The following is a 24,634-nucleotide window of genomic DNA, read 5'->3' on the forward strand; positions in this document are numbered from 1 at the left end:
AATGATCTCTATCTCAGCCGTTCCACGGCCAGGTTCGCAGGGTCGAGCCCCTGCGCCAGTATGTCGTCCGGTATCGGCTGAGCGGTGATTCTGGCCGCCGCGATCCGCGCCATGGTCGACGATGTCTTGATGCCGTAGCCGCCCTGGCCAATCAGCCAGTAGAAGCCCTCCACCTTGTCGTCGAAGCCGTTGACCGGGCTGTGGTCGTCCACGAAGCAGCGCAGGCCGGCCCATCGGCTGGCGGGGCGGCGCACCTGCAAGGTCGTGGCCGTCTCGATCCGGTCGATGCAGATGGCGATGTCGAGTTCTTCCGGCTGTGCATCCGACGGCCCGGCGGGCGTCTCGTCGGCAGGCGAGGCGAGGATCCGTCCGGCATCGGGTTTGAAATACCATTCCTCGTCGATGTCGAAGGTCAGCGGCCATTTCGACGGATCCATGCCGGCGGGCGGATCGAAGGTGATCGCCGTCCGCCGCATCGGAACGAGGCCGACCGGCGCCGCGCCGGCCATCTGGCCGATCATGTCGCCCCAGGCTCCCGAAGCGTTGACGATCAGTCCGGCCTTCACGGTCCCCACGGCGGTCTCGATCTCGAAGGCGCCTGCCTGACCGGAGATGCCGCGGACCTCGGCGTCATGCAGGCTGCGGCCCTCAAGGCCCCTGAAGACCCGGACATAGGCCTGCAGCAGCGCGTGGACGTCGATATCCATGGCCGCCGCCTCGTAGACGCCGCCGACGACTCGTTCCGGATCGAGTGCCGGCGAGATGTCGAGACACCGGTCCCTCCCGACCTTTTCCAGTAGGTCGGGGCGGTTCATCTCTTCCAGGAAGGCATCGATCCGCGCCGCCTGAGTTTCGTTGGCCACCATCAGCGCGCCGCGCGGGGCGAGGAAGGACCGGTCGGCGAACCGGCGTTCGGGATTTTCGAGGAAGGGCCGGGCGGCGCGGACCATCGCCCGGATGGTGGCGTTGCCATAGACCTCGGTGTACATCGCCGCCGAGCGGCCTGTGGTGTGATAGCCCGGCTGGCTTTCCCGTTCGATCAGGGCGATTTCGGATCCGCTGCCCTTCGCTTCCGCCAGGAAGCAGGCTGCCGCATAGCCCGCGATCCCGCCGCCGATCACCGCAATCTCGCACTCGATCAAGCCAATTCCCCCTGCGCTCTCTCCTCAATATGCGGTCTGCGGACGCTTCGAGGCAATCGGTGGAGCGGAAAGCAGCGCGTCGTATCCGTGCTGCGTTGCCGCATGCCGTTGCCGTCGGCGCACCGGGCGGGCAAGAATGCGCCCGCGCAACGGAGAGGGGCGATGACCGAAGAACTGCACTGGATGACGGCCGCCGATCTGGTCCGCGGCTACGAGCGCGGGGATTTCACGCCCGTCGAAGCCGCGGAGGCGGTCTTTGCGCGCATCGATGCCGTCGACGGCAAGCTGAACTGCTTCCGTGAACTGGATCAGGACCGCGCCATGGCGGCGGCAGCCGATTCTGCCGCGCGGTGGAAGGCCGGGGCGCCGCTCTCGCCGATCGACGGGGTGCCGACCGGCATCAAGGACCTGTTCGAGGTCGAGGGCCTGCGCAACCGCAAGGGCTCGAAGACGACACCAGACGAGCCGAGCGGCTTCGATTGCCCGGCCGTCGCCCGGCTGCGGGCCGCGGGCGCTGTGATCACCGGCAAGACGAACATGCCCGAGTTCGGCTGGAAAGGCGTCAACGACAGCCCTCTGACCGGGATTACCCGGAACCCGTGGGACACGAACACGACGCCAGGCGGATCGTCAGGTGGCGCGTCGGCCGCCTGCGCGGCGGGGATGGGACCGCTGCATATCGGCACCGACGGCGGCGGTTCGATCCGTATCCCCGCCGCCTTCGCGGGGATCGTCGGTCACAAGGCGCATTTCGGGCGGGTGCCCTATTATCCGGCCAGCGCCATGGGCACGCTGGCCCATGCGGGACCGCTCGCGCGCACGGTTTCGGACACGCTGCTGATGCTGAACGCGATGATGGGCGAGGACACCCATGACTGGTTCTCGATTCCGTCGCCGAAGATTCATGGCCGCGCGATCGAGGGTGGCGTGAAGGGCCTGCGGATCGCCTACAGCCCGCGCCTCGGCTATGCCCGTGTCGACGAAGAGGTGGCCGCATCCGTGAAGGCGGCCGCCGAGACCCTCGCCGAACTTGGCGCCGAGATTATCGAGGTGGATCCGGGCTTCGACGATCCGGCGGACATCTTCAACGTCCTCTGGCAGTCGGGCGCGCATGGTTCGTTCCGCCATCTCGACGCCGCCCGCAAGGCCGAGATGGATCCGGGCCTCCAGAAGGTTCTCGAGGTCGCCGAAGGCATCTCGCTGGGCGACTACATGGATGCCCAGAAGGCCCGCGCCGATCTGGGTACCTCGGTGAAGCTGTTCATGGCGGACTACGACGCCCTGATCACGCCGTCTCTGGCGGTGCCGGCCTTCGAGGCCGGGCGGCTTGTGCCGGAAGACTGGGACGAGAACGCCTCCAACGGCTGGATCGTATGGACCCCCTTCAGCTATCCCTTCAACCTGACGCAGCAGCCGGCCTGTTCGGTGCCGTGCGGCTTCACGAAGGCAGGCCTGCCGGTCGGGTTGCAGGTCGTCGGCCGCATGTTCGATGACACGACCGTGCTCCGCATCGCCCGCGCCTATGAGGAAGCGAACCCCGTGGCAACTTCACGGCGTCCGGAGCTCTGAGCGATGCCGAAGGCGGCAGACGCGATCCTGTCGGTGCGGCAGATGTATGCCGCCGACGCGCATGCTGTGCGTCACGGGGTTTCGGGCGAGACCCTGATGGAGAATGCCGGGCGCGGTGCGACAGAGCAGATCCTCGCCCGCTACGATGCGCAGCCGGCGGTAGTGCTTTGCGGGCCCGGAAACAATGGCGGTGACGGCTTCGTCATCGCGCGGCATCTGAAGGCGGCCGGCTGGCCCGTCCGGCTGGCGCTTCTGGGCGACGCCGGACGCCTGAAGGGCGATGCGGCGATCATGGCCCGACGCTGGGATGGCGGGGTCGAGCCCCTGACCGGCGATTGCCTCGGCGACGCGACACTGGTGGTCGATGCGCTGTTCGGGGCAGGACTGGCGCGTCCGCTGGAAGGCGCGGCCGCTGCACTTGCCGAGGCGTCCCGCGGACGGGCCGTCGTCGCGGTCGATGTGCCCAGCGGCGTGGACGGCGATACCGGCCAGTTCGACGGCGCGGTCTTCCGGGCCGATCTGACGACGACCTTCTTCACCCTGAAGCCCGGACATCTGCTGATGCCGGGCCGCGAACTCTGCGGCGCGGTCGAGGTGATCGACATCGGCACGCCGCTGTCGGCGCTCGAGGAAACCCGGCCAGTCGGCTGGCGGAATTCGCCGGACTTGTGGAGCGATGTGCTGCCACGCCCGGAAGCCGGCGGGCACAAGTACGGGCGCGGTCACGCCGTCGTCGCGGGCGGTGGCGTCACGGCGTCGGGCGCGGCGCGGTTGACGGCGGAGGCAGCGCTGAGAAGCGGAGCGGGGTTGGTGACCTGTGCTGCGCCACCGTCGGCGGCCATCGTCTATGCCAGCCATCTGACGGCCGTGATGCTGAAATCGGTCGAGGACACCACGGCGTGGACGGAGTTCCTCGCCGATCCGCGCCGCAACGCCATCGCCGTCGGTCCGGGCAACGGGCTCACCGACCGGACGAAGGCGTTTGCCCTGGCCGCACTGGAGACGCGGCGTCCGGTAGTGCTCGACGCCGACGCACTGACTGTCTTCCAGAACGATCCGACGGAGCTGTTCAGCGCCATTGCCGGGCCCTGTATCCTGACACCGCATGTCGGCGAGTTCGGGCGGCTCTTCAGTACCGACGGCGACCGTATCGGCATCGCCACCGCGGCGGCCGGAACCAGCGGCGCCGTCGTGGTGCTGAAGGGACCTGACACCGTGATCGCCGCTCCTGACGGCCGCGCCGTCGTCAACGACAATGCGCCGCCCTGGCTGGCCACGGCCGGCTCCGGCGATGTCCTGGCCGGCATCGCGCTGGGGCTGTTGGCGCAGGGCGTGCCAGCCTTCGAGGCGGCCTGCATGGCTGTCTGGATGCATGGCGCGGCGGCCGCGGCGTTCGGACCCGGGCTGATCGCCGAGGACCTCGCGCCCGCCTTGCCGGGTGTCCTGCGGTCCCTGATGGAAATCTGACCTCGAGTTGTCGGGAGACGGAGATGTCGAAGCAGCAGTCGAGCTTCTGGAACCGGGCGTTGAACCAGGTCCGCAACTGGCGCGGGTCGGGGATCGATCCCATCCGTCCGGTCGACGTGTCGCCGGAACTGGCGGATGGCGACCTGCCCCTGATCCGCAAGCAGATCGACGCCTGCCTGGCGCATACGGGCGGCGCTGTTTCCGCGCGGCTGCGCGCGGCGGAACTGGGACGGGCCTATCTGAACTTCGACAATGCCGGTCGAGTTCCGCTTCTTCGGCCTGCTGGCCGAACATTATGATGTCGACCATGAGGAGATCGAGAAGGCCAGCGCCGCGCTGGCCTCGGCCGAGGGCGATCAGGAACGGCGCCGCGCCCGCCGGCGGCTGAGGGATGCGCTGGTGGCCCCGCGGGTACAGTTGCTGACCCAGTTCAACAGCCTGGAACACGGCGTGAAGTTTCTGGTCGACATGCGCGCCGACATGCTGGAGGCGCTGCCGGAGCATCCGGAACTGAAAGGATTGGAAGAGGACCTGCAGAACCTGCTGCGCGGATGGTTCGACATCGGCTTCCTGGAGATGGCGCAGATCACCTTCAATTCGCCGGCCTCGCTGCTGGAAAAGCTGATCGAGTACGAAGCCGTGCACGAGATCCGGTCCTGGACCGATCTGAAGAACCGGCTCGACTCCGACCGCCGCTGCTTTTCCTTCGTGCATCCGAACATGCCGGACGAGCCGCTGATCTTCGTCGAGGTCGCCCTGGTGAACGGCATTTCCGGCAACGTGCAGTCGCTGCTCGACGAGGATGCGCCGCCGATGGATCCGGCGAGCGCCGACACCGCGATCTTCTATTCGATCTCCAACTGCCAGAAGGGGCTGGCCGGGGTCGGCTTCGGCGACTTCCTGATCAAACGCGTCGTCGACCGCCTGAGCCAGCGGCTGCCCAACCTCAAGGACTTCGCCACGCTGTCGCCGATGCCCGGCTTCCGCCGCTGGCTGGAGGGATGCCTCGCCGGAGAGGACGAGGTGCTGACCGACGCCGAGCGCAAGGTTCTGCTTGCCGCGACCGGCGCCGAGAGCGGCAATGCAGCGCTGCTGGCGTTCCTGTGGGACGAGGACTGGTGGCGTGACGACAAGACCGCTGCGCCCGCCGAGGCGGCGCTGATGCGGTTGGGCGCGCTCTACCTGACGGCCGAGAAGGACGGGCGCGGCCTGCCGCTCGATCCGGTGGCCCGGTTCCACCTCAACAACGGCGCCCGGGTGGAGCGGCTCAACTGGCTCGGAAACCGGTCCCGTGCGGGCATCCGGGCCTCGGCCGGACTGATGGTGAACTACCTCTACAAGCTGGATCAGATCGAGCGTAACCACGAATTGTTCCGCGGCGATGGCCGCATTGCCGTCTCCGCTGAAGTCCGCAGGCTCGCGAAAAGTGCGTAGTAACCCGGTGTTATGATTTTGTTTACCTGGCAAGGTTTACAAAAGGTTTGCTTTCTGGAATCTGTGACTCCTCGATCACAGGCAAGGTTTCTCTCGCGGAGGCTGACATCTGAATGTTCTTTTCGCGCAAACGACAGCAGACGACCCTGGAGCCCGGCACGCGCCATGTGCGGCAGATCGGAGGACGGGCAGTTGAGGAAGCCGAGGTTGTCGACGTGTCCGTCGACGGCATGGGCATTCCGCATGTCAGCTACCGCGTGAGGCATCTTCAGAGCGGCCGCAACGCCGCCGGAGGGCTCCGGATTCTGGCCCTTTCCTGTTTCCTAGAGCAGTTCCGCCAGCTCGACCGGGCCGCCTGATCCCAACCCGCAACTCGCCGCCGCTTGACGCCATCCTGCGGGCCGCGTATGGCTCCGCCGCCGGTTGACGTGCGGCCGTCGCAGGACCGTTCATCGCGGGCGTGGCGGAATTGGTAGACGCGCCAGGTTTAGGTCCTGGTGACGCAAGTCATGGGGGTTCGAGTCCCTCCGCCCGCACCAGCCGCACCCGGTCCAGCTCCATCAAGCCCGGCCGGGACAACTGTGAGAAGGATCTTGCCGCGGGCGCACCGGCCTGCGGCGGCCCCGGCGGACGGGGCGAACATGGAAGGATGATGCGTCGATGCAGGTCGAAGAGCTGGTGTCGGAAGGGCTGAAGCGGGAATACAAGATCGTCGTGACGGCAGACGAGGTCGAGGGCCGGGTGAACGCCAAGCTCAAGGAACTCAGTCAGCAGGTCCAGATGAAGGGTTTCCGGCCCGGCAAGGTGCCGCCGAAGCTGCTGCGGCAGATGTACGGCAAGAACGTCATGGGCGAGGTTCTCGAAGAGACCATCAACGAGACCAGCCAGAAGGCGCTTGAGGAAAATGACGTCCGTCCTGCCGTTCAGCCGTCCATCGAGATCGAGAAGTTCGATGAGGGCGAGCAGCTGGAATACAAGATGTCGCTCGAGATCCTGCCCGTGTTCGAAGTGACCGATCTCGGCAGCATGGAAGTCGAGAAGCTGGTCGCCGACGTCGCCGACGAGACGGTCGACGAGGCTCTGAAGCGTCTGGCCGAGGATCAGAAGGTCTACGAGAAGGCCGAGGATGAAGGCCGCGAGGCCGCCGACGGCGATGCCGTGCTGATCGATTTCGTCGGCAAGGTCGACGGTGAACCCTTCGAGGGCGGCGCCGGCGAGGAAGTCCAGCTGGTGCTGGGTTCGGGCCAGTTCATTCCGGGTTTCGAGGAGCAGCTTGTCGGCAAGAAGGCCGGCGACGCCGTCGAGGTCAGCGTGAACTTCCCCGAGGAGTACGGCGCCGATCATCTGGCCGGCAAGGCGGCGACCTTCGACGTGACCGTGCGTGAGGTCCGCGTCTCGAAGGATCCGGAGATCAACGACGATTTCGCCAAGCAGCTTGGCCTCGAGGATCTCGATGCGCTGAAGGAGACCATGCGCGGCCGCATCTCGGAGGAATACGGCCAGATCAGCCGCATGCGCCTGAAGCGGGAAGTGCTCGACCGTCTGGCCGAGCGCCACGATTTCGAAGTCCCGCCCGGCATGGTCGAGACCGAGTACGGCCAGATCGTGTCCGAGGCGCACCGCGAGGAGCAGGGCGACCATGATCATGACCACAGCCATGATCACGACCACGACCACGACCACGACCATGATCACGGCCACGATCACGATCATGACCACGATCATGAGAAGAAGCCGGTCGACGAACATCTGGACGACGAGAAGAAGGCCGAGTTCCGCCAGATCGCCGAGCGCCGCGTGCGCCTGGGCCTGGTGCTGGCAGAGATCGGCCGGACCAACAAGCTGGAAGTCGGCCCCGACGAGGTGAACCGCGAGATCATGAAGATGGCGCGGAATTTCCCCGGCCAGGAGCGTCAGGTGCTGGAGTTCTACCAGCAGAACCCGCAGGCGATGCAGAACCTTCGCGCGCCGATCTTCGAGGACAAGGTCATCGACTTCATCGCCGAGATGGCGAAGGTGACCGAGCGCTCGGTCAGCCCCGAGGAGCTGTCAGCGGATCCGGACGGCGACGGCGAAGCGGAGGCCGGTTCGGCCGCCTGACCTTTTCCGGCGGCGCCATGAGCGCCATATTAGTCGCGTCCCACCCTGCCAGCCGGCCCGCGGCGCCCGTTCCGGGCCGGCCCTTCAGTCCCGAGGAGCTACGATGAAGGATCCCCGCGAAGTCTACATGAATACCCTGGTGCCGATGGTGGTCGAGCAGACCAACCGCGGCGAGCGGGCCTACGACATCTATTCCCGCCTGCTGAAGGAGCGGATCATTTTCATCGTCGGGCCCATCCATGATGGCGTCTCGTCGCTGGTGACCGCGCAGCTGCTGTTCCTGGAGGCCGAGAACCCGACCAAGGAGATCTCGGTCTACATCAACTCGCCGGGCGGCGTGGTGACCTCCGGTCTCGCGATGTACGACACCATGCAGTACATCCGTCCGAAGGTGGCGACGCTCTGCATCGGCCAGGCCGCATCCATGGGTTCGCTGCTGCTGTCGGCCGGCGAGAAGGGCATGCGGTTCAGCCTGCCGAACTCCCGGATCATGATCCACCAGCCCTCCGGCGGCTTCCAGGGCCAGGCCTCGGACATCGAGATCCACGCCCGCGAGATCATAGCCCTGCGCAAGCGTCTCAACGAGATCTACGTCCAGCATACCGGTCAGGACATGGACACCATTGAAAAGGCCATGGACCGCGACAATTTCATGACTCCCGAGCAGGCTCAGGAATTCGGGCTGATCGACGAGGTCGTGAACAGCCGTCCCGTCATCGGCGACACGAAGGGCGACTAGGTCTTAGCCTTCGTTAACCGGAATTTGAGGGTCCCGGCATATGGTGCCGGGACGCCCTTCAGCCATGCGGTGATCTGTGATCAGCGCACAACGTAAGGGGCTGTACGGAACGCCGGACGGTTGTCTAGTATGCGAGCAAGTTGAGGAATCGGAGCGGATATGACCAAACTAAGCGGCGGCGACTCGAAGAACACTCTCTACTGCTCGTTCTGCGGTAAGAGCCAGCACGAGGTCCGCAAGCTCATCGCCGGGCCGACGGTATTCATCTGCGATGAATGCGTCGAACTCTGCATGGACATCATCCGCGAAGAGAACAAGGGCTCCCTGGTCAAGACCCGTGACGGTATTCCCACGCCGGGCGAAATCTGCAAAGTCCTCGACGACTACGTGATCGGTCAGGACAAGGCCAAGCGCGTTCTCTCGGTGGCGGTTCACAACCACTACAAGCGCCTCAACCACAGCGCCAAGAACGGCGACGTGGAACTGGCCAAGTCGAACATCCTGCTGATGGGGCCGACCGGCTGCGGCAAGACCCTGCTGGCGCAGACCCTTGCGCGCATTCTCGATGTGCCGTTCACCATGGCGGACGCCACGACGCTGACCGAAGCCGGCTATGTCGGCGAGGATGTCGAGAACATCATCCTGAAGCTGCTCCAGGCCGCCGACTACAATGTCGAGCGTGCGCAGCGCGGCATCGTCTATATCGACGAGGTCGACAAGATCAGCCGCAAGTCCGACAACCCGTCGATCACCCGTGACGTCTCGGGCGAGGGCGTGCAGCAGGCGCTGCTGAAGATCATGGAAGGCACGGTCGCTTCGGTGCCGCCGCAGGGCGGGCGCAAGCATCCGCAGCAGGAGTTCCTGCAGGTGGACACGACCAACATCCTGTTCATCTGCGGTGGCGCGTTCGCGGGTCTCGACAAGATCATCTCGGCGCGCGGGCAGGGCACCTCGATCGGCTTCGGTGCCGATGTGCGCTCGCCGGACGACCGCGGCACGGGCGAGATCCTCTCCGAGGTGGAGCCGGAAGATCTGCTGAAGTTCGGCCTGATCCCGGAATTCGTCGGGCGTCTGCCGGTTCTGGCGACGCTCAACGATCTCGACGAGGATGCGCTGGTCCAGATCCTGACCCAGCCGAAGAATGCGCTGGTCAAGCAGTACCAGCGGCTGTTCGAGATGGAAAATGTCGGCCTGACCTTCAACGACGACGCGCTGAACGCGATCGCGCGACGCGCCATCGATCGCAAGACCGGCGCGCGTGGTCTCCGCTCGATCCTGGAGAACATCCTGCTCGATTCCATGTACGACCTGCCCACGATGGACGGCGTCGAACAGGTGGTCGTGAACGGCGAGGTGGTCGAGGGCAACGCGAAGCCGCTGAAGCTCTACGCGGACCGCGCCGGCGAGATGGACAGCTCGGCCTGAGTGCGCCGAAGCCCCGACACCGATCCTGCGCCGCTTGAAGCGCGCGCATTTCGCAATAGATCATTGAGAGCGGACGGGATGCTCGTTGGAGGTCCTCGCCGCGCGTGATGGAGGCTGCTTTGTCTGATCCTGACAACACCCAGATTCTGCCCGTATTGCCGCTGCGCGATATCGTGGTGTTCCCCAACATGATCGTGCCCCTGTTCGTCGGGCGCGAGAAATCCGTCCGCGCCCTCGAGGCGGTGATGCAGGGCAACAAGGAAATCCTGCTCGTCGCCCAGAAGGACGCATCGGTCGACGAGCCGGGCGCCGACGACGTCTACCGCTTCGGTGCGGTATCGACCGTCCTGCAGCTTCTGAAACTGCCTGACGACACGGTGAAGGTCCTGGTCGAGGGCCGGCGACGCGCCCGCGTCGACGAGCTGATCGACGAGAAGGACTATTTCGAGGCCCGTGCCGAACTCCTTGACGAGGAGCCGGGCAGCTCGAACGAGGTCGAGGCCCTTGTGCGCTCGCTGCGCGACCAGTTCGAACAGTATGTGAAGGTTTCGCGCAAGGTGCCGAACGAGGTGCTTGCGACGGTCGAGAAGATCGAGGAGCCGGGCAAGCTGGCCGACACCGTGGCGCAGCACCTGCAGCTCAAGCTGGCCGACAAGCAGGATCTGCTGGAGCGGCTGAGCGTGCAGGAGCGGCTGGAGCACATCCTGTCCAAGATGGACGGCGAGCTGGACGTCATCCAGGTCGAGAAGAAGATCCGTGGCCGCGTGAAACGGCAGATGGAGAAGACCCAGCGCGAGTACTATCTCAACGAACAGATGAAGGCGATCCAGCGGGAGCTGGGCGACGGCGACGATGGCGGCAACGAGCTTGCCGAACTCGAGGAGCGCATCGCCAACACGAAGCTGTCGAAGGAAGCGCGCGAGAAGGCCGACGCCGAGCTGAAGAAGCTGAAGGCGATGAGCCCGATGTCGGCCGAGGCGACCGTCGTCCGCAACTATCTCGACTGGCTGCTCTCGATTCCGTGGAGCCAGAAGAGCCGTGTGAAGAAGGACATCGGCGGCGCCGAGAATGTGCTGAACGACGACCACTACGGTCTGGAGAAGGTCAAGGAGCGAATCCTCGAATATCTCGCCGTGCAGCAGCGCGTGAAGAAGCTGAAGGGCCCGATCCTCTGCCTCGTCGGACCGCCCGGCGTCGGCAAGACCTCGCTCGCCAAGTCGATCGCGCACGCCACGGGCCGCGAATATGTCCGCCTGTCGCTCGGCGGCGTTCGCGACGAGGCCGAGATCCGCGGTCATCGGCGGACCTATATCGGCTCCATGCCCGGCAAGATCATCCAGTCGATGAAGAAGGCGAAGAAGTCCAACCCGCTGTTCCTTCTGGATGAGGTCGACAAGCTGGGCGCGGATTTCCGGGGCGACCCGTCATCGGCCCTGCTGGAAGTGCTGGATCCGGAACAGAACCACACCTTCAGCGACCACTATCTGGAGGTCGACTACGACCTGTCGGACGTGATGTTCATCTGCACCGCCAACACGCTGCGCATGCCGCAGCCGCTGCTGGACCGCATGGAGATCATCCGGCTCTCGGGCTACACCGAGGACGAGAAGGTGGAGATCGCCAAGCGCCATCTGGTGCCGAAGCAGGTCAAGGACCACGGGCTGAAGAAGAAGGAATGGGACATCTCGGACAACGCGATTCGGGACCTGATCCGCTACTACACCCGTGAGGCCGGCGTCCGGAATCTGGAGCGCGAGATCGCCAATCTGGCGCGGAAGTCGGTGAAGGAGATCGTCAGCGGCGACACCAGCACGGTGAAGCTGACGACCCGCAACCTCGAGAAATACGCCGGCGTCCGCCGCTATCGCTACGGCATGATGGAGGAAGAGGACCTGATCGGTGTCACCACCGGTCTGGCCTGGACCGAAGTCGGTGGTGAACTGCTGTCGATCGAAGCGGTGACGCTGCCCGGCAAGGGCCGCATGACGATCACCGGCAAGCTCGGCGACGTGATGCAGGAATCCATTCAGGCGGCGAAATCCTTCGTGCGCGCCCGCTCGCTGGATTTCGGCGTCATTCCGCCGACTTTCGACAAGCGCGACATCCACATCCACGTGCCCGAGGGCGCGACGCCGAAGGACGGTCCGTCCGCCGGTATTGCAATGGTCACATCGATCGTTTCGGTTTTGACACAAGTTCCGGTGCGCCGTGATATCGCCATGACCGGCGAGGTCACGCTCCGTGGCCGCGTGCTGCCGATCGGCGGCCTGAAGGAGAAACTGCTCGCCGCGCACCGGGCCGGCATCAAGACGGTGCTGATCCCGCGCGAGAACGAGAAGGATCTCCAGGACATTCCGGACAATGTGAAGAAGGACATCGAGATCGTGCCTGTCGCGACCGTCGACGATGTCCTGCCGCGGGCGCTGACGCAGCCGCTCACGGCCGTTGAGTGGGATGAGGCCGCCTACGAGGCCGAGCGGCTGGCCGCCGCGCGGGGTGGCGACGACAGGGGAGATGTGGTCACGCATTGACCGTCGTCGCAGCGGTTCAGAAACTTGGGGAAAGCCGCCGAAATGGCGGCTTTTCCTTTTGACGGCCCTGTGGGGCTGTGCCTATGTTGGCCGCGGAAACAGGGCATCGCCGGGGCTGGCGATGTGCCGACGGCACAACGATAAAGGGGATTCACGTGAACAAGAACGAGCTGGTAGCTGCGGTGGCCGACAAGGCCGGACTCTCGAAGAGCGATGCGGGCGAAGCTGTTGATGCGGTGTTCGAGGCGATCACCGGTGCGCTGAAGTCGTCTGACGAAGTTCGCCTCGTCGGCTTCGGCACCTTCTCGGTCAGCAAGCGCGCTGCCTCCAAGGGGCGCAATCCGCAGACCGGTGCGGAAATCGACATCCCGGCGTCGATCCAGCCGAAATTCAAGGCGGGCAAGGGTCTGAAGGACGCCGTCAACGGCTGACCCTACCTGACCGGTTCCAGGATCCGCCGGCCGTTCCCTGAGCGGCCGGCGGATTCGTTTCCGGGCGGTTAGCTCAGTTGGTAGAGCATCTCGTTTACACCGAGAGGGTCGGCAGTTCGAGCCTGTCACCGCCCACCAGCCGTCCGTCGACGGCAGCCCGCCGCAACAGGACCGCGACCTGACGCAAGGGCATGTCATTTTTCTTTCGCGAACGGGCGGGGCGGCCTTGACAGCCTGCCGGGCGGGGCGTATCTCCCCGCGACGCCAAAGGCACCCAGCGGGGGTGTAGCTCAGTTGGTTAGAGCGCTGGCCTGTCACGCCAGAGGCCGCGGGTTCGAGTCCCGTCACTCCCGCCACTTTCCCTCACGAATTTCGCGAGTGCTTCCGCGCACTTAGCAGTTGCACAACAACCGCGCAAAGTATCGGAAATACCTCACTATTTTTCCCGGATATGCGCCAGTTTGGCGCTTTCGGAACGGTATCGACCTCCCTATACTCCGCGCGAACTCATGGGGTACCGGAAGGATCTGCAATGACTGGCATCGACAGTCTGCTGGCGGAATACCTGCCTATTCTTATCTTCCTCGGCGTGGCCGTCGGCCTGGCATCAATCATGGTGATCGCTTCGTTCATCATTGCGCGCCAGCGGCCGGATGCCGAGAAGCTGTCGTCCTATGAATGCGGCTTCGAGCCGTTCGGCGACGCGCGCCGGCAATTCGACGTCCGGTTCTATCTGGTCGCGATCCTGTTCATCATCTTCGATCTCGAGGTCGCGTTCCTCTTCCCCTGGGCGGTCAGCCTGGCCGAGATCGGGACCTTCGGCTTCTGGTCGATGATGATCTTCCTCGGCATCCTGACCATCGGTTTCATCTACGAATGGAAGAAGGGAGCGCTGGAATGGGAGTAGACGCCAAACTGCCCGAGACCGCGCTGAACGCGAAGGCCGCCGCCGGCGACCAGGACGCCTTCTACCGCGATGTCGGTGAAGAGCTGTCCGAAAAGGGCTTCATCATCAGCCAGGTGGACAAGCTGGTGAACTGGGCGCGTACCGGTTCTCTGTGGCCGATGACCTTCGGCCTGGCCTGCTGCGGTGTGGAGATGATCCACGCCTACATGCCGCGCTACGATCTGGACCGTTTCGGCGTCGTGCCGCGTGCCAGCCCGCGCCAGTCCGACGTGATGATCGTCGCCGGCACGCTGACCAACAAGATGGCCCCGGCACTGCGCAAGGTCTACGACCAGATGTCGGAGCCGCGCTACGTCATCTCCATGGGCAGCTGCGCCAATGGCGGCGGCTACTACCACTATTCCTACTCCGTGGTCCGGGGCTGCGACCGGATCGTGCCCGTCGACATCTATGTCCCGGGCTGTCCCCCGACGGCGGAGGCGCTGGTCTACGGCATTCTGCAACTGCAGCGGAAGATACGCCGCACCGGCACCATCACACGCTGACGCATCGACAGGGCGACGACGCGACTTATGGATGAAGCACTGAAGGAAGCCGGCGATCTGATCGAAGCCGGCCTGGGCGATTCGATGATCGAGCGGACGGAAGCGCTCGGCGAACTCACCATCCGCGTCCGCGCGGATCACATCGGGCGGGTCATGACCTTCCTGAAGGACGACCCGTCCTGCCTGTTCCGGCTGCTGATGGACATCACCGCGGTCGACCGCCCGGGCCGCAGCCCGCGCTTCGACGTCGTCTATCACCTGCTCTCGATCCGTCACAACATGCGGGTCCGCGTCGTGCTCCGCACGGACGAGGAGACTCCGGTCCCCAGCATCTGCGACGTCTACAGCTCGGCCAACTGGTTCGAGCGGGAGACCTGGGACATGTACGGCATCATGTTCTCCGGCCATCCGGACCTGCGCCGCATCCTTTCCGACTACGGCTTCGAGGGACATCCGCTGCGCAAGGATTTCCCGCTGACCGGCTATGTCGAGGTGCGCTACGACGACGAGCAGAAGCGGGTGGTCTACGAGCCGGTGAAGCTGGTCCAGGAGTTCCGCCGTTTCGACTACATGAGCCCCTGGGAGGGTGCGGACTACATCCTGCCGGGCGACGAGAAGGCCGAGGATGCGGCAGAGGGAGCTTCCTGATCATGGCCGAGGTCGAGATCAAGAACTACTTGATGAATTTCGGGCCGCAGCACCCTGCGGCCCACGGCGTGCTGCGCCTTGTGCTGGAACTGGACGGCGAGATCGTCGAGCGGGCCGACCCGCATATCGGTCTACTGCACCGCGGCACAGAGAAGCTGATCGAGCACAAGACCTATCTGCAGGCGATGCCCTATTTCGACCGGCTCGACTATGTCGCGCCGATGAATCAGGAACATGCCTTCGTGCTGGCGACCGAGAAGCTGCTGGGCCTCGAAGTGCCGGCGCGCGGCCAGGCGCTGCGGGTGCTTTTCGCCGAGATCGGACGGCTGCTGAACCATCTGCTGAACTGCACGACGCAGGCCATGGATGTGGGCGCGATGACGCCGACGCTCTGGGGCTTCGAAGAGCGGGAGAAGCTCATGGAGTTCTACGAGGCAGCCTCCGGCGCACGCATGCACGCGGCCTATTTCCGGCCGGGCGGCGTCCATCAGGACATTCCGGCGGACATGCCGGAGAAGATCCTTGCCTGGGCCGACAAGCTCACCTTCCTCGACGATATCGAGGAACTGCTGACCGAGAACCGGATCTTCCGCCAGCGCAACGCCGACATCGGCATCATCTCGGCCGACGACGCCCTCGACTGGGGCTTTACCGGCGTGATGCTGCGCGGCTCGGGCGTGCCGTGGGACCTGCGCAAGGCGCAGCCCTATGACGGTTACGAGAAGTACGAATTCGACATTCCGGTCGGCAAGACCGGCGACTGTTTCGACCGCTACCTCTGCCGGGTCGAGGAGATGAAGCAGTCCATCGCCATCATCCGCCAGGTGCTGGAGACGCTGCCCGACGGACCTTACGCCTCGGTCGACAAGAAGGTGACGCCGCCGAAGCGCGGGGACATGAAGCGCTCGATGGAGGCGCTCATCCATCACTTCAAGCTCTACACCGAAGGCTTTCACGTGCCGGAAGGCGAGGCCTATGCCGCCGTCGAGGCGCCGAAGGGCGAGTTCGGCGTCTATCTGGTCTCCGACGGGTCGAGCCGGCCGTACAAGTGCAAGATTTCGGCGCCGGGCTTCCGTCATCTGCAGGCAACGGACTTCATGTCCAAGGGGTATCTGCTGGCCGACACCGTCGCGATCGTCGGCTCGCTGGATGTCGTATTCGGGGAGATCGACCGATGAGCGCACGTCCCGTCGCACCGGCCGAGCAGCAGCCGGACAGCTTCGAGTTCGAGCCCGAGGTCTGGGCGCAGGCCGAGAAGATCATCGCCCGCTATCCGGAAGGCCGGCAGCAGAGCGCGGTGATGCCGCTGCTCGATCTGGCGCAGCGCCAGCACGGCTGGATCCCGCGCGCAGCGGTGAAGACCATCGCCGACAAGCTCGGCATGCCGTTCATTCGCGCCTACGAGGTCGCGACCTTCTACACGATGTACAATCTGGCGCCGGTCGGCGAGTTCCACCTGCAACTCTGCCGGACCACGCCGTGCTGGCTGCGCGGCGCCGACGACCTGCGCCGGGCGATCAAGGACAAGACCGGCCTGGAGCATGACGGGGTCACCGAGGACGGCAAGTTCTCGCTTGTCGAGGTCGAGTGCCTCGGCGCCTGTTGCAACGCCCCCATGATCCAGATCAACGATGATTTCTTCGAGGATCTGGATTACGACCGCTGCGCGAAGCTGCTGGACGACCTGGCGGCCGGCCGGGAGGTAAAGCCCGGACCGTCTATCGACCGCAGGTTCTCGGCGCCGGCCGAGGGCCGCAAGACCCTGCTGGCGCAGGCGGAGGGAGGTTCCTGATGCTGGAAGACAAGGACCGCATCTTCACCAATCTCTACGGCGACCAGTCCTGGAACCTGGCCGATTCGCGCAAGCGCGGCGTCTGGGAGGGCACGAAGGATCTGCTGGCGATGGAGCAGAGCGCCATCATCGACCAGATCAAGGAATCGGGTTTGCGCGGGCGCGGTGGCGCCGGTTTCCCGACGGGCCTGAAATGGTCCTTCATGCCGAAGGAATCCGATGGCCGTCCTTCCTATCTGGTGGTCAATGCCGACGAATCGGAGCCTGGCACATGCAAGGACCGCGAGATCATGCGCAACGATCCGCACCGGCTGCTGGAAGGCTGCCTGGTGGCGGGCTACGCGATGCGCGCGGCCGCGGCCTTCATCTATATCCGTGGCGAGTTCGTGGCCGAGGCGCGGGTGCTGCAGGCCGCGATCGAGGAGGCCTATGACGCCGGGCTGATCGGCAGGAATGCCTGCGGTTCGGGCTTCGACTACGATATCATCCTGCACCGCGGTGCCGGCGCCTATATCTGCGGCGAGGAAACCGCGCTGATCGAGAGCCTGGAAGGCAAGAAGGGCCAGCCCCGGCTGAAGCCGCCCTTCCCGGCCGCGGTCGGCGTCTATGGCTGCCCGTCCACGGTGAACAATGTCGAAATCCATCGCCGTCGCGCCGGAGATCCTGAAGCGCGGCGCGGCATGGTTCGCCGGCCTTGGGCGGCCCAACAACACCGGTACCAAGCTCTTCTGCGTTTCGGGGCACGTGAACACGCCCTGCAATGTCGAGGAGGAGATGGGCATTCCGCTGAAGGAGCTTCTGGAGAAGCACTGCGGCGGCGTGCGCGGCGGCTGGGACAACCTGCTGGCGGTGATTCCGGGCGGGTCCTCCGTGCCGTTGATCCCGAAACATGTCTGCGACGAGCAGTTGATGGATTTCGACAGCCTCAAGGAGGCGCAGTCGGGCCTGGGTACGGCGGCGGTGATCGTGATGGACAAGTCGACCGATGTCGTCGAGGCCATCGCCAACCTGGCGCATTTCTACATGCACGAGAGCTGCGGACAGTGTACCCCGTGCCGCGAGGGTACCGGCTGGATGTACCGGGTGATGACGCGGATGGTCCGGGGCGAGGCGTCGGTCGACGAGATCGACAAGCTCTATGAAGTGACCAAGCAGGTGGAGGGGCACACGATCTGCGCGCTCGGCGATGCCGCTGCGTGGCCGATCCAGGGCCTGATCCGGCATTTCCGGCCCGTGCTGGAACGGCGGATCATCGACTTCCGCAAGCGGGCGGCCTGAGCGGCGGAACGGACTGAAGGACACGGCGGAGAACCATGCCGAAACTGACGGTTGACGGAATTGAGGTTGAGGTCCCGGCCGGGGCCACGGTGCTGCAGGCCTGCGAGGCGGCGGGGGCCGAGATTCCGCGATTCTGCTATCACGAACGCCTGTCGATCGCGGGCAACTGCCGCATGTGCCTCGTCGAGATGGAACGCTCGCCGAAGCCGATCGCCAGTTGCGCCATGCCGGCCGGCGACAACATGGTCATCCACACCAAGACGGAGACCGTGAAGAAGGCCCGCGAGGGCGTGATGGAATTCCTGCTGATCAACCATCCGCTGGACTGCCCGATCTGCGATCAGGGCGGCGAGTGCGACCTGCAGGACCAGGCCATGGCCTATGGCCGCGGCGGCAGCCGCTACGAGGAGAACAAGCGCGCGGTCTCCGAGAAATACATGGGCCCGCTGATCAAGACGATCATGACGCGCTGCATCCACTGCACCCGCTGCGTCCGCTTCGTCGAGGAAGTGGCCGGTGCTCCGGATATCGGCGCCATCTTCCGCGGCGAGAACATGGAAATCACGGCGCTGGAGCAGGTCGTCGATTCGGAGCTTTCGGGCAATGTCATCGATCTCTGCCCGGTGGGCGCGCTGACCAGCCGGCCCTATGCCTTCGAGGCGCGGCCCTGGGAACTGCGCAAGACCGAGACCATCGACGTGATGGATGCGCTCGGCTCCAATATCCGCGTCGACGCGCGCGGCCGCGAGATCCTGCGCGTGCTGCCGCGGCTGAACGACGACCTCAACGAGGAGTGGATCTCCGACAAGACCCGATACGCCTGCGACGGCCTGGGCCGTCAGCGCCTGGACAAGCCCTATGTCCGCCGCGAAGGACGCCTGCAGCCGGCGAGCTGGAGCGAGGCTTTCGAGGCGATCAAGGCGAAGATCGGCGGGCTGGATGGCTCGAAGATCGCCGCCATTGCCGGCGATCTGGCCGGTGCCGAAGACATGGTCGCCATGAAGGACCTGATGACGGCGCTGGGCTCGGCGAATGTCGACTGCCGCCAGGACGGATCGCTGATCGGCGGCGGCGCCCGTGGCGACTACCTGTTCAATTCGACCATTGCCGGGATCGAGGACGCCGATGCGATCCTGCTGATCGGGACCAACCCGCGCAAGGAAGCGGCGGTCCTGAACGCCCGCATCCGCAAGACCTGGATGAATTCCAGCGGCGCGCTGAAGATCGGCGTCATCGGCGAGGACACCGACCTGACCTATCCGGTCGAGTATCTCGGCGCCGGAGCGCAGACGCTGGCCGGTCTGGCGGACGGTTCTGTGAGCTTCGCGGAAACGCTGAAGAATGCCGAACATCCGCTGATCATCGTCGGCGCAGGCGTTCTCGCACGGCCAGACGGTCAGGCGATCCAGGCCGCCGCCCTGAGTCTGGCGCGAAACGTCGGCGCGTTCGAAGGCGAGTGGAACGGTTTCTCCGTGCTGCACAGCGCGGCGTCGCGCGTTGCCGGTCTGGAACTCGGCATCCTGCCCGGCGAGGGCGGCAAGGCGACGAACGACATACTGGACGCGGCCGAAGTCGGCGACATCGAGGCGGTCTGGCTGCTGGGCGCGGACGAGATCGACACGGCGAAGCTGTCGAAAGCCTTCGTCATCTATCAGGGCAGCCATGGCGACGCCGGCGCCCATGCGGCCGACGTCATCCTGCCTGGTGCCGCCTACACCGAGAAGTCCGCGACCTGGATCAACACCGAAGGCCGTATCCAGATCGCGGATTTCGCCGTCCATCCGCCGGGCGAGGCCCGCGAGGACTGGAAAATCTTCCGTGCGCTCTCCGACGTGATGGGGCATACGCTGCCCTATGACAGCCTCGATGCGCTTCGTGAGCGCATGAAGGAAATTGTCGAAGATATTGATATGGTTGACGTCCCGCGTCCCGGCGAGCCGGGTAGCGGCGTTGCCGGCGATATGGAGGACGCGCCGTTCGTGTCGCCCGTGGGCGACTACTACATGACAAACCCGATCGCGCGGGCGAGCGCCACCATGGCCGAGTGTTCGAAGCTCTATTCGGTCGGTGGCGGCGAGGCGAAGGGGACCGGCACCGATGGCTGAGTTCTGGAGCGCTTATCTGCTGCCCGGCATCATCATCCTGGGCAAGGTGCTGCTGATCACCGTGCCGATGCTGCTCGCCATGGCCTATCTGACCCTGGCCGAGCGCAAGGTCATGGGCTGGATCATGCTGCGCCGGGGTCCCAACGTGGTTGGCCCGTTCGGCCTGCTGCAGCCGCTGGCCGACGGCGCCAAGCTGTTCTTCAAGGAAACCGTGATCCCGACCGGCGCGGACAAGGCGGTCTTCGTCATCGCGCCGATGCTGACCTTCATCCTCGCGCTGATCGGCTGGGCCGTGATCCCGTTCGATTCCGGCTGGGTGCTGGCCGACATCAATGTGGGCGTGCTCTACCTGTTTGCCGTCTCCTCGCTCGGCGTCTACGGCATCGTCATGGCTGGCTGGGCATCGAACTCGCGCTACGCCTTCCTTGGCGCCATGCGCTCGGCGGCGCAGATGGTCTCCTATGAGGTCTCGATCGGCTTCGTGATCATCACCGTGCTGCTCTGCGCGGGCACGCTGAACCTCTCCGAGATCGTTGAGGCGCAGGCGAATGCCGGCATCGCCTCGCTGCTGGGGCTGGAAAACGGCGGCATTCTGGGCTGGTACTTCATCCCGCTGTTCCCGATGTTCGTGATCTTCTTCATCTCGGCCCTGGCCGAGACCAACCGGCATCCGTTCGACCTGCCGGAAGCGGAAGCCGAGCTGGTGGCCGGCTACCAGGTCGAATATTCGTCCATGACCTTCGCCCTGTTCTTCCTGGGCGAGTACATGAACATGATCCTGATGAGCGGCCTGACCGCGATCCTGTTCCTGGGCGGCTGGCATTCGCCGATCCCCGGCGAGACCTTCGTGCCCGGCATCATCTGGTTCGCGCTGAAGATCAGCCTGCTGCTCTTCGTCTTCATCTGGGCCCGCGCGACGCTGCCGCGCTACCGCTATGACCAGCTCATGCGGCTCGGCTGGAAGGTCTTCCTTCCGATTTCGCTGGCGGCGGTGGCGTTCTATGCGGGCGTTCTGGTCTATGCGGGCTGGCTGCCCGGCATGGAAGGTTAGGGAGGCCGAACGATGGGTGTTCTCGATCAGACAGCGCGTTCGATCCTGCTATCGGACCTGCGCGCCGGTTTCTGGCTGACGCTGAAATACATGTTCAAGCCGAAGGCGACGCTGAACTATCCCTACGAGAAGGGGCCGCTCAGCCCGCGTTTCCGTGGCGAACATGCCCTGCGTCGTTATCCGAACGGCGAGGAGCGCTGCATCGCCTGCAAGCTGTGCGAGGCGATCTGCCCGGCGCTGGCCATCACCATCGAGGCCGAACCGCGGGAGGACGGCAGCCGCCGGACCACGCGCTACGACATCGACATGACGAAGTGCATCTATTGCGGCTTCTGCCAGGAAGCCTGCCCGGTGGACGCCATCGTCGAGGGACCGAACTACGAGTTCGCCACCGAAACCCGCGAGGAGCTGTTCTACGACAAGGACAAGCTGCTGGAGAACGGCGACCGGTGGGAGAGGGAAATCGCGGCCAATCTGGCGGCGGACGCGCCGTACCGCTGAGGCGGCATGGCGTCTGAAGGGAAGACACGAGAGGGGACCGAACGGTGATCTTGCCGTCGATCGCATTTTATCTGTTCGCGATCATGACCGTGGCCTGCGGCGTCATGGTCATCGCGTCGCGGAATCCGGTGCATTCGGTGCTGTTCCTGATCCTGGCGTTCTTCAATTCGGCCGGGCTGTTCGTGCTGATGGGCGCCGAGTTCCTGGCGATGATCCTGGTCATCGTCTATGTCGGCGCCGTCGCGGTGCTGTTCATGTTCGTCGTCATGATGCTGGACATCAATTTCGTCGAACTGCGTCAGGGCTTCATCCAGTACCTGCCGATCGGCCTTCTGGTCGGCATCATCCTGCTGGTGGAGATCCTGCTGGTCGTCGGCGCCTGGGTTATCAGCCCGGAGATCGCCGCCAATGCCACGGCCCCGGCGCCCGCGCCGGAAGTCCGTGAGAACACGGCCGCGCTGGGCGACCTGATCTACACCAACTACGTCTATCTCTTCCAGGCGGCGGGCATGATCCTGCTGGTCGCGATGATCGGCGCCATCGTCCTCACGCTCCGCACTCGGCCGGGCGTGAAGAAGCAGCGCATCTCGGACCAGATCGGCCGCACGCGGTCCCAGTCGGTCGAACTCAAGAAGGTCCAGCCGGGCCAGGGCGTCTGAACGGGCAGGGGGCAATCATGGAAATCGGTCTCGGACATTATCTGACGGTCGCCGCGATCCTGTTCACGCTGGGGATCTTCGGCATCTTCCTGAACCGGAAGAACGTCATCATCATCCTGATGTCGATCGAGCTGATGCTGCTGGCGGTCAACATCAACCTCGTCGCCTTCTCGACCCACCTGAACGATCTGGTCGGTCAGATCTTCGCGCTGTTCGTGCTCACGGTCGCGGCGGGCGAGGCGGCCATCGGCCTGGCCATCCTGGTGGTCTATTTCCGCAACCGCGGCTCCATCGCGGTCGAAGACATCAACATGATGAAGGGCTGAGGCGGACCGCATGATCTACGTTCTGATCGTCTTCGCGCCGCTGCTCGGCGCCATTCTCGCGGGCTTCTTCGGACGGGCCTTCGGCGACCGCGGGTCGATGCTGACCACGTCGGGGCTGATGACCGTCGCCGCGGTGCTGTCCTGGATCGCCTTCTTCGACATCACCGGCATCCTGTCGAGCGAGGCGCACGCCCATACCGCCCATGTCGAGCTGCTGTCCTGGATCCGCTCCGGCGACATGGACATCAGCTGGGCGCTGCAGATCGACACGCTGACCGCAATCATGCTGATCGTGGTCAATACCGTCAGCTGCCTCGTGCACTGGTACTCGATCGGCTACATGAGCCACGATCCGCACAAGCCGCGGTTCTTCGCCTATCTGTCGCTGTTCACCTTCGCCATGCTGATGCTGGTGACCGCCGACAACTTCGTGCAGCTCTATTTCGGCTGGGAAGGCGTCGGTCTCGCCTCCTACCTGCTGATCGGCTTCTGGTATCACAAGCCGTCCGCCAACGCCGCGGCCATGAAAGCCTTCATCGTCAACCGCGTCGGCGACTTCGGCTTCGCGCTCGGCATCGCGGGCATCTTCCTGGTCTACGATTCGGTGACCTTCGAGGGTGTCTTCTCGGCAACGCCGGGCGTGGCGGGCCAGACCTTCGAGTTCCTCGGCTATCAGGTCGACGTCCTGACGACGATCTGCCTGCTGCTGTTCATGGGCGCGATGGGCAAGTCCGCCCAGGTGCCGCTGCATACCTGGCTGCCGGATGCGATGGAGGGCCCGACGCCAGTCTCCGCGCTGATCCATGCCGCCACCATGGTCACCGCCGGCGTTTTCATGGTCGTGCGTTGCTCGCCGATGTTCGAGTATTCGCCGGACGCGCTTGCCGTGGTCACCATCGTCGGCGCCTTCACCGCATTCTTCGCCGCGACGATCGGGCTGGTGCAGAACGACATCAAGCGGGTCATCGCCTATTCGACCTGTTCGCAGCTTGGCTACATGTTCTTCGCCGCCGGCGTCTCGGCCTATCCGGTGGCGATCTTCCACCTGTTCACCCACGCCTTCTTCAAGGCGCTGCTGTTCCTCGGCGCCGGGTCTGTGATCCACTCGGTATCCGACGAGCAGGACATGCGCCGGATGGGCGGGCTCGCGCCCCACATCCAGAAGACCTACGTGATGATGTGGATCGGCACGTCTCGCACTGGCGGGCATCGGTATCCCCTACATCTTCGGTTTCGCCGGTTTCTACTCCAAGGACATGATCGTCGAGAGCGCCTTCGCCGCTGGCGGGTCGCTGGGCCAGTTCGCCTTCATCATGGGTGTGGCCGCCGCGGTGATGACCGCCTTCTACTCGTGGCGTCTGCTGTTCATGACCTTCCACGGGAAGCCGCGCGCGCCGCGCGAGACCATGGAGCACATCCATGACTCGCCGCCGGTGATGATGATCCCGCTCTACATCCTCGCCATCGGCGCGGTGCTCTCCGGCATTCTCTTCATCGGGCCGCTGACGGGTCACCACTGGCACGACTTCTGGGGCGACTTCGATCCTGATCCTGGAACAGAACAACGCCATGGAGATGGCGCACGAGGTGCCGCTCTGGGTGAAGCTCTCGCCGCTGGTCGCCTCGATCGTCGGCATCGCCATCGCCTGGCTGTTCTACATCCGGAACACCGATCTGCCGCAGGGCGTCGCGCGCACCCACCGGCCGCTCTACCTGTTCCTGCTGAACAAGTGGTACTTCGACGAGCTCTACGACTGGATCTTCGTCCGTCCGGCCAAGGGTCTCGGCCAGCTGTTCTGGAAGCGCGGCGACGGCTGGATCATCGACCGGCTGGGGCCTGACGGCATCTCGGCGACCGTGCTGAAGGCGACGCGCCGGATCACCTCGGTACAGACCGGTTATGTCTATCACTACGCCTTCGCCATGCTGATCGGCGTGGCGGCGCTGGTGACCTTCTACATCTACGCCATCGGGGTGTGAGTGC

At 64.8% G+C, this 24,634-nt stretch carries 21 protein-coding genes, 3 tRNA genes and 2 pseudogenes; 25 read left to right on the forward strand and 1 reads right to left on the reverse strand.

Annotation, left to right across the window (positions count from 1 at the left end; genetic code table 11):
• Window positions 1–8: 8 nt before the first annotated feature.
• Window positions 9–1,142, reverse strand: coding sequence for an NAD(P)/FAD-dependent oxidoreductase (locus ACMVY4_RS14775; RefSeq protein ID WP_416896781.1), 1,134 nt, complete (start codon window positions 1,140–1,142; stop codon window positions 9–11).
• Window positions 1,143–1,304: 162 nt separating this feature from the next.
• Between ACMVY4_RS14775 and ACMVY4_RS14780 the strand changes: the two genes are divergently transcribed.
• From ACMVY4_RS14780 to nuoL, 25 genes and pseudogenes are all read left to right on the forward strand, one after another.
• A complete protein-coding gene (locus ACMVY4_RS14780; RefSeq protein WP_416896782.1) occupies window positions 1,305–2,711 on the forward strand; it encodes an amidase in 1,407 nt (468 codons plus the stop codon).
• A gap of 3 nt (window positions 2,712–2,714) precedes the next feature.
• A complete protein-coding gene (locus ACMVY4_RS14785) occupies window positions 2,715–4,178 on the forward strand; it encodes an NAD(P)H-hydrate dehydratase (protein WP_416896783.1) in 1,464 nt (487 codons plus the stop codon).
• A 23-nt stretch (window positions 4,179–4,201) separates the two neighbouring features.
• Window positions 4,202–4,477: a hypothetical protein gene (locus tag ACMVY4_RS14790; protein ID WP_416896784.1), complete on the forward strand. Its 276-nt coding sequence runs from the start codon at window positions 4,202–4,204 to the stop codon at window positions 4,475–4,477.
• The gene (locus tag ACMVY4_RS14795; protein ID WP_416896785.1) at window positions 4,431–5,612 is read left to right on the forward strand and encodes a malonyl-CoA decarboxylase domain-containing protein; all 1,182 of its coding nucleotides are present in this window, start codon (window positions 4,431–4,433) and stop codon (window positions 5,610–5,612) included. The genes ACMVY4_RS14790 and ACMVY4_RS14795 overlap by 47 nt, the downstream gene beginning before the upstream one ends.
• Window positions 5,613–5,725: 113 nt before the next feature.
• A complete protein-coding gene (locus ACMVY4_RS14800; RefSeq protein ID WP_416896786.1) occupies window positions 5,726–5,971 on the forward strand; it encodes a hypothetical protein in 246 nt (81 codons plus the stop codon).
• A 95-nt stretch (window positions 5,972–6,066) separates the two neighbouring features.
• A tRNA-Leu gene (locus ACMVY4_RS14805) sits at window positions 6,067–6,151 on the forward strand.
• A gap of 121 nt (window positions 6,152–6,272) precedes the next feature.
• The gene (gene tig / locus ACMVY4_RS14810) at window positions 6,273–7,712 is read left to right on the forward strand and encodes a trigger factor (protein ID WP_416896787.1); all 1,440 of its coding nucleotides are present in this window, start codon (window positions 6,273–6,275) and stop codon (window positions 7,710–7,712) included.
• Window positions 7,713–7,815: 103 nt separating this feature from the next.
• Window positions 7,816–8,451 carry an ATP-dependent Clp endopeptidase proteolytic subunit ClpP gene (gene clpP / locus ACMVY4_RS14815; protein ID WP_416896788.1) on the forward strand — a complete coding sequence of 212 codons (636 nt, stop codon included), beginning with the start codon at window positions 7,816–7,818 and terminating at the stop codon, window positions 8,449–8,451.
• A gap of 159 nt (window positions 8,452–8,610) precedes the next feature.
• The gene (clpX, locus tag ACMVY4_RS14820; RefSeq protein ID WP_416896789.1) at window positions 8,611–9,876 is read left to right on the forward strand and encodes an ATP-dependent Clp protease ATP-binding subunit ClpX; all 1,266 of its coding nucleotides are present in this window, start codon (window positions 8,611–8,613) and stop codon (window positions 9,874–9,876) included.
• Between the two features lie 107 nt (window positions 9,877–9,983).
• Window positions 9,984–12,407, forward strand: a complete 2,424-nt coding sequence (gene lon, locus ACMVY4_RS14825) for an endopeptidase La (protein WP_416900321.1) — start codon at window positions 9,984–9,986, stop codon at window positions 12,405–12,407.
• Between the two features lie 155 nt (window positions 12,408–12,562).
• Window positions 12,563–12,838 (forward strand): HU family DNA-binding protein, encoded by a 276-nt coding sequence (locus ACMVY4_RS14830; protein WP_416896790.1) that lies wholly within the window; start codon window positions 12,563–12,565, stop codon window positions 12,836–12,838.
• A 62-nt stretch (window positions 12,839–12,900) separates the two neighbouring features.
• Window positions 12,901–12,976: transfer RNA gene (locus ACMVY4_RS14835), tRNA-Val, on the forward strand.
• A gap of 141 nt (window positions 12,977–13,117) precedes the next feature.
• A tRNA-Asp gene (locus ACMVY4_RS14840) sits at window positions 13,118–13,194 on the forward strand.
• 176 nt (window positions 13,195–13,370) lie between these two features.
• Window positions 13,371–13,745, forward strand: a complete 375-nt coding sequence (locus tag ACMVY4_RS14845) for an NADH-quinone oxidoreductase subunit A (protein ID WP_416896791.1) — start codon at window positions 13,371–13,373, stop codon at window positions 13,743–13,745.
• A complete protein-coding gene (locus ACMVY4_RS14850) occupies window positions 13,736–14,290 on the forward strand; it encodes a NuoB/complex I 20 kDa subunit family protein (protein ID WP_416896792.1) in 555 nt (184 codons plus the stop codon). The genes ACMVY4_RS14845 and ACMVY4_RS14850 overlap by 10 nt, the downstream gene beginning before the upstream one ends.
• Window positions 14,291–14,317: 27 nt before the next feature.
• The gene (locus tag ACMVY4_RS14855; RefSeq protein WP_416896793.1) at window positions 14,318–14,938 is read left to right on the forward strand and encodes an NADH-quinone oxidoreductase subunit C; all 621 of its coding nucleotides are present in this window, start codon (window positions 14,318–14,320) and stop codon (window positions 14,936–14,938) included.
• A 2-nt stretch (window positions 14,939–14,940) separates the two neighbouring features.
• The gene (locus ACMVY4_RS14860; protein ID WP_416896794.1) at window positions 14,941–16,116 is read left to right on the forward strand and encodes an NADH-quinone oxidoreductase subunit D; all 1,176 of its coding nucleotides are present in this window, start codon (window positions 14,941–14,943) and stop codon (window positions 16,114–16,116) included.
• Entirely contained in the window at window positions 16,113–16,730 is a 618-nt protein-coding gene (nuoE, locus tag ACMVY4_RS14865) for an NADH-quinone oxidoreductase subunit NuoE (RefSeq protein ID WP_416896795.1), read from the forward strand. The genes ACMVY4_RS14860 and nuoE overlap by 4 nt, the downstream gene beginning before the upstream one ends.
• Window positions 16,730–18,008: pseudogene (nuoF, locus tag ACMVY4_RS14870) on the forward strand (NADH-quinone oxidoreductase subunit NuoF). The gene nuoE and the pseudogene nuoF overlap by 1 nt, the downstream one beginning before the upstream one ends.
• Before the next feature lie 35 nt (window positions 18,009–18,043).
• A complete protein-coding gene (nuoG, locus tag ACMVY4_RS14875; RefSeq protein WP_416896796.1) occupies window positions 18,044–20,113 on the forward strand; it encodes an NADH-quinone oxidoreductase subunit NuoG in 2,070 nt (689 codons plus the stop codon).
• The gene (gene nuoH, locus ACMVY4_RS14880) at window positions 20,106–21,164 is read left to right on the forward strand and encodes an NADH-quinone oxidoreductase subunit NuoH (RefSeq protein WP_416896797.1); all 1,059 of its coding nucleotides are present in this window, start codon (window positions 20,106–20,108) and stop codon (window positions 21,162–21,164) included. The genes nuoG and nuoH overlap by 8 nt, the downstream gene beginning before the upstream one ends.
• 12 nt (window positions 21,165–21,176) lie before the next feature.
• The gene (nuoI, locus tag ACMVY4_RS14885; RefSeq protein ID WP_416896798.1) at window positions 21,177–21,665 is read left to right on the forward strand and encodes an NADH-quinone oxidoreductase subunit NuoI; all 489 of its coding nucleotides are present in this window, start codon (window positions 21,177–21,179) and stop codon (window positions 21,663–21,665) included.
• Window positions 21,666–21,709: 44 nt separating this feature from the next.
• Complete coding sequence (locus ACMVY4_RS14890) at window positions 21,710–22,324, forward strand: NADH-quinone oxidoreductase subunit J (RefSeq protein WP_416896799.1); 615 nt, start codon at window positions 21,710–21,712, stop codon at window positions 22,322–22,324.
• A 17-nt stretch (window positions 22,325–22,341) separates the two neighbouring features.
• Window positions 22,342–22,650 (forward strand): NADH-quinone oxidoreductase subunit NuoK, encoded by a 309-nt coding sequence (nuoK, locus tag ACMVY4_RS14895; RefSeq protein ID WP_416896800.1) that lies wholly within the window; start codon window positions 22,342–22,344, stop codon window positions 22,648–22,650.
• Window positions 22,651–22,660: 10 nt separating this feature from the next.
• A pseudogene (gene nuoL / locus ACMVY4_RS14900) lies at window positions 22,661–24,630 on the forward strand (NADH-quinone oxidoreductase subunit L).
• Window positions 24,631–24,634: the final 4 nt, after the last annotated feature.

This window comes from Minwuia sp. (assembly GCF_048007105.1).
Taxonomy (GTDB): Bacteria; Pseudomonadota; Alphaproteobacteria; order Minwuiales; family Minwuiaceae; genus Minwuia.